The 12,716-nt window shown below is 50.5% G+C and carries 12 protein-coding genes; 4 read left to right on the plus strand and 8 right to left on the minus strand.

The features are described from left to right. Positions 1-49 precede the first annotated feature (49 nt). Positions 50-1,087, minus strand: coding sequence for a patatin-like phospholipase family protein (locus BLW37_RS17740; protein ID WP_091345311.1), 1,038 nt, complete (start codon positions 1,085-1,087; stop codon positions 50-52). Then, positions 1,084-2,373: an anti-phage deoxyguanosine triphosphatase gene (locus tag BLW37_RS17745; protein WP_091345313.1), complete on the minus strand. Its 1,290-nt coding sequence runs from the start codon at positions 2,371-2,373 to the stop codon at positions 1,084-1,086. The genes BLW37_RS17740 and BLW37_RS17745 overlap by 4 nt, the downstream gene beginning before the upstream one ends. A gap of 172 nt (positions 2,374-2,545) precedes the next feature. On the opposite strand from BLW37_RS17745, the gene BLW37_RS17750 reads away from it, so the two are divergent. From BLW37_RS17750 to phnE, 3 genes are read left to right on the plus strand one after another with little or no spacing between them, the layout of a single operon-like run. After that, positions 2,546-3,469: a phosphate/phosphite/phosphonate ABC transporter substrate-binding protein gene (locus BLW37_RS17750; protein ID WP_091345323.1), complete on the plus strand. Its 924-nt coding sequence runs from the start codon at positions 2,546-2,548 to the stop codon at positions 3,467-3,469. A gap of 9 nt (positions 3,470-3,478) precedes the next feature. Next, the gene (gene phnC, locus BLW37_RS17755) at positions 3,479-4,243 is read left to right on the plus strand and encodes a phosphonate ABC transporter ATP-binding protein (protein ID WP_091345325.1); all 765 of its coding nucleotides are present in this window, start codon (positions 3,479-3,481) and stop codon (positions 4,241-4,243) included. Positions 4,244-4,254: 11 nt separating this feature from the next. Next, positions 4,255-5,316, plus strand: coding sequence for a phosphonate ABC transporter, permease protein PhnE (phnE, locus tag BLW37_RS17760; protein ID WP_245785775.1), 1,062 nt, complete (start codon positions 4,255-4,257; stop codon positions 5,314-5,316). A gap of 7 nt (positions 5,317-5,323) precedes the next feature. On the opposite strand, the gene BLW37_RS17765 is transcribed toward phnE, so the two are convergent. The 3 genes from BLW37_RS17765 to BLW37_RS17775 form a co-directional block, all read right to left on the minus strand. Then, the gene (locus tag BLW37_RS17765) at positions 5,324-6,715 is read right to left on the minus strand and encodes an alanine/glycine:cation symporter family protein (protein WP_091345327.1); all 1,392 of its coding nucleotides are present in this window, start codon (positions 6,713-6,715) and stop codon (positions 5,324-5,326) included. 9 nt (positions 6,716-6,724) lie between these two features. Beyond that, complete coding sequence (locus BLW37_RS17770; RefSeq protein WP_091345328.1) at positions 6,725-7,939, minus strand: pyridoxal phosphate-dependent aminotransferase; 1,215 nt, start codon at positions 7,937-7,939, stop codon at positions 6,725-6,727. A gap of 109 nt (positions 7,940-8,048) precedes the next feature. Continuing rightward, on the minus strand, positions 8,049-8,669 hold the full coding sequence (locus BLW37_RS17775; protein WP_091345330.1) for a hypothetical protein: 621 nt from the start codon (positions 8,667-8,669) through the stop codon (positions 8,049-8,051). 282 nt (positions 8,670-8,951) lie between these two features. Between BLW37_RS17775 and BLW37_RS17780 the strand changes: the two genes are divergently transcribed. Further along, positions 8,952-9,857, plus strand: a complete 906-nt coding sequence (locus tag BLW37_RS17780; protein WP_245785776.1) for a glucosaminidase domain-containing protein — start codon at positions 8,952-8,954, stop codon at positions 9,855-9,857. A 77-nt stretch (positions 9,858-9,934) separates the two neighbouring features. On the opposite strand, the gene ttcA is transcribed toward BLW37_RS17780, so the two are convergent. The 3 genes from ttcA to fnr form a co-directional block, all read right to left on the minus strand. Then, positions 9,935-10,855 (minus strand): tRNA 2-thiocytidine(32) synthetase TtcA, encoded by a 921-nt coding sequence (gene ttcA / locus BLW37_RS17785; protein ID WP_091345331.1) that lies wholly within the window; start codon positions 10,853-10,855, stop codon positions 9,935-9,937. Positions 10,856-10,932: 77 nt separating this feature from the next. Next, positions 10,933-11,895, minus strand: a complete 963-nt coding sequence (gene uspE / locus BLW37_RS17790) for a universal stress protein UspE (RefSeq protein ID WP_425426638.1) — start codon at positions 11,893-11,895, stop codon at positions 10,933-10,935. Positions 11,896-11,998: 103 nt separating this feature from the next. After that, the gene (gene fnr, locus BLW37_RS17795) at positions 11,999-12,715 is read right to left on the minus strand and encodes a fumarate/nitrate reduction transcriptional regulator Fnr (RefSeq protein WP_091345335.1); all 717 of its coding nucleotides are present in this window, start codon (positions 12,713-12,715) and stop codon (positions 11,999-12,001) included. Position 12,716: the final 1 nt, after the last annotated feature.

Here is a 12,716-nt window from a genome sequence, read left to right on the forward strand (position 1 = left end):
TGCTCAGTTGGAGCCACAAAGTCGGAGCCAGGCTATAGCCTGGTCAGAATCAGTACAGTGGCTCCAATTGGTAATTGCCGGTTTTAAAATCCTCGGCCAGCTCGAATGAGCGGCCAATTACTTCCTGCCAGTGCCGGATCCGTGTTGCATCTGGCTGCCTGAAATCTTTGCGATCCGGGATCTTGCCGCCCGGGAGTGAAGCTATCCAGCTTTGCGAAGGGCACAGCAACACCACATTGTGGTAATTCGCAGAAAACGTTCGTCGCCATGGCAGCGATTTATCGAACCAACCAGGAGCTATGTGCGGGTAAAAGTGCGGGTAGAGCACCAAGCCTTGCTGACTAAAAGGCCAGTCAAAATGGTAATCGGTAACACCGCCATCGTAAAACACTCCTTTGCCGGCCCCCGGGATGTTTTGCACCGCATCCAGCACCAGCGGGATCGAGCCACTGGCTTGCAAGGCCGGCAGCAGGTTGTGCTCGGTGAGTTCTATCAAGCGGCTTGGTAAGTCAGTCAGCGGCGTTTGCACCAGCTGACTGCCAGGCGCATGAAAGACACAGCGCTCAAAGAAGAAACGCAGATGGCGGCGGTTGGCCAAATTTGCTGCCGCAGTCAGGCTCAGACCCGCTAGTTGGCCGAGTTTATGGCGTGAACGGGTCAGGGTTCTGGCGCGGGCAACGGTAAAATTCAGCTTAAACACCGGGTTGCTGATGACTTGTTGGATGGTGTTAGCATCCGGAAAAACGCGTTCAATCACCGTCATTGAAATGGTGGTGATTTGTTTGCTACTGGCGTTAGCCGGGTAACACAAAGTGGAGTAGGCATCACAAAAGCGCTGACTGGCGGCTACCGGATCCTGCTGAGCGTAACAGGCAAAACGCCAGGCACCGGCCGAGCTGCCCAGCAATTGCAGCGGCTGCTGACGGCCTTTAAAAAACTCACCGGCTAAATACTGATCCAGCCCAAACAAACTAAACCATTTAGGGCCACCGCTGGCACCGACCAGCGTATGAATGTCGCTGGCAGTCAGCCCATGCTGCTGGATATGGGCCAGAGCCGTTGGTCCGGCAAGAACGCGTAACCTCATAAAGCTCCGAACAACTTTTGATACATAGTTTCGGCATACTCATCGGTCATGCCAGACAAGTAATCGCAAATGACCCGCAAGCCAAGACCATCGCTTTGAGCCTGTTGCCAGCGCTGCTGAGTATTTTGCGGTAGCAAACGGTTGGGATCTGAAGCAAAGGCGTCAAACATTTTCAGCAGCATGTTTTGGCAGCGAAAACGTGCTTGTTGAATATCGGGTTGGCTGATGACATTACGAAACACGAAACCTTTCAGCAACTCCAGCAGTCGTTGCTGTGGTGCTGGCAGCTGGGCATTAAAGCGGATCAGGGGGGCGCTCGCATCCGGCAGGCATTCATACAGCTCTGCTGAGGTAATAAAGGCATTGACCAAAGCGCCAATGGCATTTTTGCGCAGATGATGCTCAGGGCGAAACAGCGCTTTCGTCACAGGCTGCATCAACTGCTGCATATTTTCAGGCAGGGCATCAACCGCCGCCGGAATTTGAGCACGCCACTGCTCTTCGGTGGCATAGCCGGTGACAATGGCATCTTCCAAATCGTGCACACCGTAAGCGATGTCGTCGGCCAGCTCCATAATGGAGGCATCCAGCGATTTATAGCACGACTTTTGCCAGGGGCTTTGTTCAAGCCGTTCAAGTTGTTGAAATAAGGCGCGATCAGTGGTGCTAAGCGGAGCCAACACCCAATCCAGTACATCGGCATCTTCATGAAAGACCGATTTGACTGCCTTCCAAGGGATCAGGCTCAGCGGTGACGGTTCGCTGTTATCCCCCAGCTGCTCAGGCGGCAGTACCGGATATTTCAGTAAACCCAACAGAGTACGGCGGGTCAGATCCATGCCATGGTGTTCGGTGTAGGGCTCCAGTTTGCTGACAATACGAAAGGTCTGGCCATTGCCTTCAAAGCCTCCGGCATGCAACATTTTGTAGTTCAGCGCCGTTTCGCCGCCATGACCAAAAGGAGGATGGCCGATATCATGAGCCAGGCACAAAGCTTCCATCAGGCTTTCTTCCGGCAGGTGATTGGCCAACTCAGGCTGTTGCTGATAGCGGCGTTTTAGCTGATTCACTAAACCGGTGCCTATTTGCGCAGCTTCCAGTGAATGGGTCAGGCGGGTACGGTAGAAGTCATTCTGGCCCACCCCCATGATCTGGGTTTTGGCCTGCAAGCGGCGAAAAGCTGCTGAGTGCAGAATACGGGCGCGATCGCGCTGCCAGGGGGTGCGTTGATCGTCTTGCCGGTTCAGCGAGCGGTCGGAGCGCCGCTCCAGCCAGGATGTACTCATGCCATCTTCCTTATGTTGAGGCGATTATCTTACGTCAAAGCCTACTTTGGATCGAGCAAGCTATGGCCATTTTTCACGCCAATTAAGACAAAAGGATGACGGTATTGTCATCTTCAGGTCATATTCGCTTGTTACAACAGTGCCCGAAACGGATAAATAAGGGATGAATTGAATGAGATCTGGGCTCAAAGTCAGGATGGCATCTTCATTGTTCTGGTTAAGTACCATGCTGCTGCTGGCAGGCTGCCAGCCGAAGGGAGAGCTGGGCAGCCGGGATAACCCGGTTCGGTTGTATTTCACCCCTTCGGTCGATGCGGATACGATTGCCAGCAATTCACGGGAGTTTATCCGCTTTCTGGAGCAAGAAACCGGTGATTATTATGTCACAGGCATTCCAACCAGCTACATTGCTGTGGTGGAAGCATTTGGATCTGGCCGGGCTGATATCGGTGCCATGAATTCCTTTGGTTACCTGATGGCTAATGAGCGCTATGGTGCCAGAGCGCATTTGAAAATGATCCGCCATGGGGTTGATTATTATCAGGGGCAAATTGTGGTGCGGGCCGACAGTGGCATTGAGACGCTGGCCGATTTGGAGGGCAGACGCTTTGCTTTCACCGACCCGGCTTCCACCTCCGGCTACTTCTTCCCATTAAAAATGCTGCGTGATGCCGGCATCCGTTTGGGCAATGAAACTTTTGCCATGAAGCACGACAATGTAATTACCATGGTGTACCAGGGCCAGGTAGATGCTGGCTCAGCCTATTACTCGGCACCGGCTGCTGATGGCAGTATCCGTGATGCACGCCAGCGGGTACTGACACAATTTCCCGATGTCGAGCAGCAGGTACGGATTTTAGCGGTCACTGAAAAAATCCCCAATGATCCCTTTGTCTTTCGCAAAGACTTACCGGATGAGATCCGGGATCGTTTTATTTCAGCAGTTAAGAAGTTTCTGGCCAGCGACGAGGGGCAGGACATCTTTCGCAATATCTACAGTGTCGAGGGCTTAGTGGATGCCTCGGATGCCGATTACGATCCGCTCAGAGAGATGATCCGAGCCATTGAGCTTGATACCAACCGACTGCTGCTTTAGGAGCCAGGCATGACATTACTTCGTGGCGAAAATCTTTGCAAAACCTATCCGAATGGCACGCAGGCCCTGAGTCAGATTAATTTCAGTGTCGAAGAAGGGGAGTTTCTGGTGGTGATTGGCTTATCCGGCTCTGGAAAATCCACCTTGCTGCGCTGCATTAATCAACTGCATCCGATCAACAGTGGTGCCATTCACTTTGAACAACAACGCCTGGATCAGTTGCATGGCCGGGCTTTACGTCAGCAGCGAAGTCGCATAGGCATGATCTTTCAGCAGTTTAATTTAATCCCTCGTAAAAGCGTACTGACCAATGTGTTGGCCGGAGCCCTGGCTTCCACCCCGATTTGGAAGTCCTTATTGGGGCTGTACAGCAAAAAGCAACAGCAGCAAGCCCTGGCTTATTTACGTATTGTCGGGTTGGAGCATAAAGCCTATGTGCGGGCAGACAATTTATCGGGTGGGCAGCAGCAGCGCGTCGCTATCGCCAGAGCATTGATGCAGAATCCGAAAATTCTGTTGGCCGATGAGCCGGTGGCTAGTCTGGATCCGTCTACTTCCCACTCGGTGATGAAGTACCTGCAAAAAATCAATCGAGAGCTTGGTGTCACGGTGATTTGCAATCTGCATTTTCTATCCCTGGTTCGCACCTATGCCAGCCGGGTGCTGGCGCTCAAAGATGGCAAGATAGTGTATCAGGGCGCGCCGGAAGATATCGATGAGCAATGGTTTAAAACCATTTATGGCGAAGAAGCCGTCGAAGTGAGTATCAACTGATGGATAATACAATGAGCACTGAACAACAATTGGCCCAGACCATGCCGGTCAAACGTTACCAGGCCAGCATTAAAGCCTGGTGCATTGATGTGCTGTTATGGAGCTACAGCTTCCTGGTGCTTTACAAACTAGGTTATCAAAGTTGGTGGCTTGACTTGCGCCATATCGACTTTTCCTGGTCTGAGCCACTGTATTCACTTTTATTGGGTGGTCTGATAGCCAGCGTGTTGAGCTATACCAAAGCCTCTGTCGGCAAGGCTTGCTATGGTCTGATTGCTTTTGAAGAAGGACGCTCTTTATTTCGTGCGGCTTCAGTTCGGCTTGGTCTGCTATTTCTGTTGTTGACCTTTATTGCCGGTTTGCAGGTATCCCAGGTTTCGATGCGGGAATTTTTTTCAGACTCTGGCCTGGCTGGTGCCCAACGCATTTTTACAGCCTTATTAAACCCAAATTTTGCGATTCTTGAAGAGGCGCTGTTTGCGGCTGTTGAAACGGTGTATATGGCTTTTATTGCCACTGCTCTGGCTATTCCTGTCGCCTTTGTGCTGGCTTTTTTTGCCGCCCGTAACTTAATGAAACACTCGGCTTTAAGCTTTGCTATTTATGCAGTACTGCGCTTTCTAATGAATCTCACCCGCTCTATCGAGCCGCTGGTGTGGGCTATTATTTTTTCAGTGTGGGTGGGGATAGGGCCATTTTCAGGCATGTTGGCTCTGTTTCTGCACTCGGTTGCTTCTTTGACTAAGTTGTATTCGGAACAAATTGAAGCCATTCAGGATGGGCCGGTTGAAGCTATGACGGCGACTGGAGCTCATCCGATCCAAATCATTTGGTACGGTGTGGTGCCACAAATTGTGCTGCCGTATTTGTCTTATACCATTTATCGTTGGGATATTAATGTCAGGATGGCGACGGTGATTGGTTTGGTTGGGGGCGGCGGCATCGGCACCATGCTGATGCAGTATCAGGGCCTGGCCCGCTGGAATGATGTCGGCATGTTGGTGATTGTGATTGCGGCCATTGTCTGGCTGATGGACTATGCATCGGCCAAAATCCGGGCTCACTTAAAGTGAGCCTGAATTATTTCAGTTGTCGCAAGTACTCCTTTAAGTCGCGCTTTACCTCGGGCATCAGCAGATAAATGGCCAGAATGTTCGGTACCGCCATCAGGAAAATCATCGAGTCGATAAAATCAAACACCGCCAGGATATTGGGCACAGCCCCGATCGATACCACCAGACAAAACAGCACTTTAAACAGGTTTTGTACCCGGTTGGTTTCACCAAAGATATAGCTCCAGGATTTCAGGCCGTAATAGGACCAGCTGATCACGGTGGAAAAGCCAAACAGCAGTAAGGCTACCATCAGCACCAGCGGGAACCAGTCAAATACGCTGGCAAAAGCGCTGGAGGTAAGGCGTACGCCATCCAGATCACTGCCAAGGTAAGCGCCGGTCAGAATGATCACCAGAGCCGTAATGGTGCAAATCACGACGGTATCAATAAAGGGTTCCAGCAGGGCAACAAAACCTTGCGAGACCGGATGCCGGGTTTGTGCCGCCGCATGGGCAATGGGGGAAGAGCCAATACCGGCTTCATTGGAGTAGGCGGCGCGGCGAAAGCCCTGAATCAGCACACCGATAAAACCACCATAGGCCGCTTCTGGGGCAAAGGCGCCATAGACGATGGTCATCAGGGCTGCAGGCACCGCATCCAGATGGCTGCCAATGATGATAAGCGCCGCCAGCAGATAGATGGCGCACATCAGAGGCACCAGCCGGCTGGTGACATTGGCAATGCTTTTGATGCCGCCGATAATCACCACAGCGACCAACAGGGCATAGATAGCACCAAACAGCCAGGCATTATCAAAGCCGGTCACACCTTTGACCTGCGCATAGCCCTGGTTCACATGGACAAAACCGGCCGAGCCAAAGACGCAGGCCATGGCAAAGAAAATCGCCAGGGCTTTGCCAAGTCGTGGCAAGTTGAATTTGCTTAGCGCTACTTCAATGTAGTACATGGGACCGCCGGAATAGCTGCCATCCGCAGCCTGATGGCGGTACTTGACCGCCAGGGTACACTCGACAAACTTCAGTGACATGCCGAGGATACCGGCCAGTATCATCCAGAAGGTTGCACCAGGACCGCCCAGCGTAATGGCCACAGCTACACCGGCTATATTGCCGGTACCTACCGTACCAGAGAGGGCAGTCGATAAGGCCTGAAACGGAGTAATATCGCCTTGCTGGCGTGGGTCTTTGTAGCGGCCGGACACCACTTTGAGGGCATGACCAAAGCCGCGCACATTGATAAAACCCAGATAAAAGGTACTGAACAGGGCACCCGCCATCAGCCAGACCACCACCATCGGCAGTTCGGCACCACCAACCGGAATGGCATAGAACACCACAGAGGATAACTGGTTGGTAAACCACTCAAAGGCGTGACGAAATCCCGGTTCAGTATTCATGCTAACGCCTTATTGTTGATAGCTGCCTAAAAACTGGGCCAGGCGTCCGATGGCTTGCTCCAGTTGTTCTTTATGCGGCAAAAACACAATGCGAAAATGATCTGGTTCGGGCCAGTTAAAGGCCCGGCCATGCACCAGCAAGACTTTGTGCTGGCGTAAAAAATCCAGCACCATCAATTCGTCGTCTTTCACTTTTATTTTGCTGCGATCAATCTTCGGGAACAGGTACATAGCCCCTTTGGGACGGGTGCAGCTTAAGCCTGGTATTTGATTGACTTGCTGCCAGGCAGCATCCATCTGTTCGTACAGGCGGCCTCCCGGGGCGGTCAGTTCAAAAATACTCTGGTAACCCCCCAGCGCAGTCTGTACTGCATGCTGACAGGGTACATTGGCACAAAGACGCATCGAAGCCAGAATGCGCAAACCATCGACATAATGCTGGGCCTGGCGCTTAGCGCCGGAGATAAAGAGCCAGCCAACGCGAAAACCGGCAATACGGTAGTTTTTTGATAAACCACCAAAGGTGAGCAGTAGCAAATCATCACACAAGGATGCGGTGCTGGTATGCTGGGCACCATCGTACAGAATTTTGTCGTAAATTTCGTCGCTTAACACCACCAACTGGTGCTGTCGAGCAATTTCCAATAAGGCCAGCAGTACTTCATCGGAATACACTGCGCCGGTTGGGTTGTTGGGGTTGATGAGTACCAAAGCTTTGGTTTTTTTGCTGATTTTACTGCGCAAATCGTCCAGATCTGGTGCCCAGTCCTGTTGCTCATCGCAGCGATAATGTCGTGCTTTGCCTCCCGCCAGGTTCACGGCCGCAGTCCAGAGTGGGTAATCGGGGGAGGGGATTAAGACTTCATCATCGTTATTCAGCAAGCCTTGCAGCGCCATCAGTATGAGCTCAGAGACACCATTACCAATAAAGACATCATCGGCATCGGCACCACGAATGCCACGCTGTTGATAGTACTGAGCAACAGCCACCCGTGCTGGGTAGATGCCTTGTGAGTCGGAGTAGCCCTGCGCGGTTGGCAGATTGTGGATCACATGCTTTAAAATTTCATCCGGTGCTTCAAAGCCAAAAGGAGCAGGGTTGCCAATATTGAGTTTTAAAATGCGGTGACCTTCTTCTTCCATCCGCTTAGCTTCTTGAGCCACCGGACCACGGATATCGTAACAAACACCTTCAAGTTTGCTTGAACGCTGAATGGGCTTCATAGACTTTTTGCTTCAGTTTTTTATACGTCTGGATAGCCAGATACTACCTGAAGTTGCAGGGCAAAAGAAAGCCAAAAGCATCGCTTTTGGCTGTAAAGCAAAAGTTTTTTTAATCCTTATGAGTCAAACTAATATCGCCCACACCAACATTGGCCTTAAAAACTGTGCTACCGGGACCACTCCATTCAAGGCTGCCCCCCACCAGATGCCGCTCGGATTTAAAGCTGCTGGGAGCATTGTGCAAATTAACATTACCGACACCAGCTGATAATTCAATACGTTGGAACTGCTCCGCATTAAGGCTGCTGCTGATCTGACCAACACCGACATCCACATCGTAACTGCTGTGGATACGGTTGGCGTAAAACTGCCCAACGCCAAGCTCTACCTTAACGGCCAACTCGGCTGGCAGCGTCAGTTGCCAATGTTGCTTGGTGTTATCTTTGGGAATACTCAGATGCAAGCGATCATCACGCCATTGCTGCTTAAGCTCAACATCGCCGACTTTATGGCTAAAAAACCACCAGCGCTTTTCACCTCGTACCGTGACTTTAAGCTGGATGCGATCCGTATTGGCGGTATCAATTTGGATTTGGCCCACACCGACCTCCAGAGCCAGCAGAGTCAGAGCGGAGGCATCAATGTCCAATTCAAGTTGTTTTTCATCAGCAAGGGCGGTGTGCGTCACTGAAAAAGTCAGCAGCAAGGTAATAAACAGCAATCTTTTCATGGTGATTTCCTTTGGTTTGCGCTTAAAAAAGCATGGTTTTACACCATTTAAGCACGAATCATACCAATAATTTATTTGTATTTAAGATCAACACTGTAGTACTACTTTTGGCTGAAAACTGCGCATCAAGTGTACAGAATAGTTCGTGCATTTGATGAATTCAGGGTAAAATAGACCACAAGAGTGCTGTTGACGCTTTTAAGTTAAAGCAAAAGGGCCTGGCTGACAAGCTAGTATCCAGAGGCAACAGCCAGATAAATTTAAGCAGCGAAAAGGTGATTGATGCGATTGTTGAAGTACCCTTTACTGATGGCAATAACAGCCTTGGTGTTGTATGCACTGTATTTTCCTTTTATGGATACTGCAGTACCAGAAGAGGAGCCGTTGGTCTGGCATGAGCCACTAGAACATCCATTGCGAACAGATGTGATGGGGTATGTCCGCTCCGAGCAGGTGCGCAAACGGCTGGCTTACCCAACTCCAGCACCTGCTAAAAAGCCCTTGCCGGATTTTGATGCTATTGCCGATATCAATGAAAAGAAACAAGCGTTTTTTGCTTACCTTGGGCCTCATGTAGCACGTGAGAATTCGCGTTTACGGGCTTTACGTAAGCAGCTGCTGGAAATGCAGGCCCAGATTGAAAAGCATCAGCCGCTTACCGTGCAGGATTATGCATTCTTGTATGCCTTGTACGATGAGTTTCGGATGGACGTAGCCCATACCGATGACGACAGTTTCAACGAGCTGCTGCGCCGGGTGGATGTCCTACCGGCTTCTTTGGTATTGATGCAGGCAGCCAATGAATCGGCTTGGGGTACCAGCCGCTTTGCAGTCGAAGGACTTAACTTCTTTGGTCAGTGGTGCTTTCGTGAAGGCTGCGGCTTGGTACCTTTGTACCGCGGTGAAGATCAGTTCCATGAAGTGGCTCGCTTTGAATCTGCAGCTGCCAGCATTCGTAGTTATTTCTACAATCTGAATACTTTTCACAGTTACGAAGAACTACGGGATATTCGGGCGCAATTGCGTAGTCGGAATAAGCCGGTGCGGGGCGAGGATCTCGCTCAAGGGTTGCTGCGCTATTCTGAGCGGGGTGAGGATTACATTGCTGAAATCAGCGGCATGATCCGCTTTAACTGCCCCATTATGCTGGAAGTTCAACAAGTGGTGGCGATATCACCTTCTTGCTAAACAGCTCTCCAAAAAGCAAAAGCCAGCGAATGCTGGCTTTTTTGTTGCTGCTGGTGCTGCTAGCAGCGCTGTGGTTTTTAGCTTAGCTGCACAATCTGTAAGCTCCCTGATGCAGTGGTCGTTTCGTCATCTTCCACCATCAGGGGGAGTGTAGGTAGGGCGATAGGATCAAATGCCGTATCACCTGCGTAAATTGCATCGGCTTTGGACAACTGCTTAAAATCAAACAGGTTGGCATCGGCTAAATGCGAAGGTACCACATTTTGCAGTGCCTGGAACATGGTCTCTATCCGGCCTGGAAAGCGTTTATCCCAGTCTTGCAGCATCTCTTTGACCACCTGACGTTGCAGGCCATCCTGCGAACCGCACAAGTTGCAGGGAATAATCGGAAAGGCTTTGGCTTCTGCGTAGCGGGCAATGTCTTTTTCCCGGCAATAGGCCAGAGGCCGAATCACCATATGCTCCCCATTATCACTCAATAGTTTTGGTGGCATGGATTTCATTTTGCCACCATAAAACATGTTCAGAAACAGCGTTTCCAGCATATCATCCCGGTGGTGGCCCAAGGCAATTTTGGTAGCTCCCAGCTCTTTGGCGGTGCGGTACAAGATACCGCGTCTAAGCCTGGAGCAGAGCGAGCAGGTGGTTTTCCCTTCCGGGATTTTTTCTTTCACAATGGCGTAGGTGTCTTCGGTGACGATTTTAAAATCGACACCGATCTGGCTAAGATAACCCGGCAGCACTTCGGCCGGGAAGCCGGGCTGCTTTTGATCCAAGTTCACTGCCACAATGGAAAAATCGATTGGGGCTGATAATTGTAAATTCAGCAGGATATCCAGCAAGGTATAGCTGTCTTTACCACCGGATAAACACACCATAACTTTATCGCCAGCTTCAATCATATTGAAGTCGGCAATGGCCTGGCCGACTCCGCGACGGAGTTTTTTGTGCAGCTTATTTAGGCTGTACTGTGCTTTGGCTTGTGCAGAATGCGACATAACACCACCCTGGGAAAAAACGGCGCTCAGTATAGCGGATCCGGCGCCGTTTCCAAAGTGGTGAGTTTAGCTAAATGTTATTTCTCCAGCGGGCTGACAAAATTCTCAGGTTTCACTGCAAGTACATCACAATCCAGCCGGTCAATTACATGCTCAGCGGTATTGCCGATAATGGCAGCCGAAAAGCCGGTGCGGCCTATGGTGCCAATTAACACCATTTCTGCATCGAGTTCGCGAGCAACTTTTGGGATGACATCCTCGGGCATGCCCTCCAGTACATGGGTATGATCATCATCAATACCATGCTGGCCAGCCAATTCTTTGACAGCATCAACATGGTGGCGTTTCATGGTGCTGTTGTACTCATCCGGATTAAACTCCGGGATCTCAATGGCGATATTGACCGGGGTACCTGGGTAGGCATTGACCAGGTGCACTTGCGCAGACAGCATGCCAGCAACGGCTTTTGCCTTGTTAATCAAGCGACTATTTAGTGATTTATGGTAGTCCTGTTCACTGCCGGCATTCACCGCCACCAGCACATTACCACCTTGAGGCCAGTCATGATCTTTTACCAGCAAGACTGGGCAGGGGCACTTGCGCAGCAGATGCCAATCAGTCGGAGTGAAGATCATTGATTTAAGCACATCGTGATCATGTGTACCTTTAAATACCATGTCGTAGCCTTCTTCGAGTACAGCTTTGACCATGGCTTCAAAAGGCCGGTTGTGCCACTCGACATGAATATCAATTACCAGGCCTTTTTCCCGATAGGGTGCAACCTGCTCACTGATCCAAAGCTCGCGATCTTTAATCACTGCCTGACGCATCGACTCGCGCTCTTCACCGGACAACATGGTGGTCATTTCGTAAGAGAAATCGTAAATGGATAAAAAAGCGGTCAGACTGCAATCCTGATAGCGGGCATATTCGACGGCCCGGTGCAGGGCTTTTTGTTGCTCAGTGGTGGGATCGATCACCACCATGATGTGTTGAGGTTTGGACACAGTATCGCTCCTTTTGCTGCATTGCCTACTCATCAGTGTAGTCAATTTTCAGAGCATTGCCGAACTCAAAACATGCGTTGTATCAAACAGAAAGCAAATAAAAATGAAACGGTAAGGTACCGTTTCAGATCGGATACTAGCTGGCAATTGCTGCCATACCACCAAGCGCCGCTAAAGCTGTGTGGTTGACAATGGTAATAAATTTACCATCTACATGGATCAGCTCTTCTTTATGAAAACGTCCCAGTAAGCGGCTGATGGTTTCAACCGTTAAGCCGAGGTAGTTGCCGATTTCCCCCCGGGTCATGGTTAGGCGAAACTCTTTGCCGGAAAACCCACGGCTTTGAAAGCGCTGCGCCAGGTTGGTTAAAAATGCCGCCAGCTTTTCTTCAGCATTTTTTCGGTTCAGCAGCAGCATCAGCTGTTGATCGGCCGAAATATCCTGGCTCATCAAGCGCATCATTTGTTGGCGAAGCTTCGGCAGCTCACCCAGCAGTTGCTCCAGATTGTGGTAGGGAATTTCACAGACCATGGCCGTTTCCAGCGCTTGAGCATAACTGACATGCTGCTGGGTGTTGATGGCTTCAAAACCCAGCACATCACCAGGCAAATGAAAGCCGGTAATTTGTTCTTCACCTTGCTCCGTCAGTGTAAAGGTTTTAAAAGACCCGGTACGGATGGCATAGAGTGCTTGAAATGGCCGGCCAGCTTCGAATAAGAAGTCGCCCTTATGCAACGGCTTTTTGCGCTGTATGATGTCATCCAGCGTATCCAGCTCATTGTCATTCAGTGTAAAAGGTAAACAAAGCTGACTGAAGCCACAATCCTGACAGTTGATTGAAGAGTGCGCCATA

The sequence above is a fragment of the Alkalimonas amylolytica genome, from assembly GCF_900107845.1.
In the GTDB taxonomy this organism is placed as follows: Bacteria; Pseudomonadota; Gammaproteobacteria; order Enterobacterales; family Alteromonadaceae; genus Alkalimonas; species Alkalimonas amylolytica.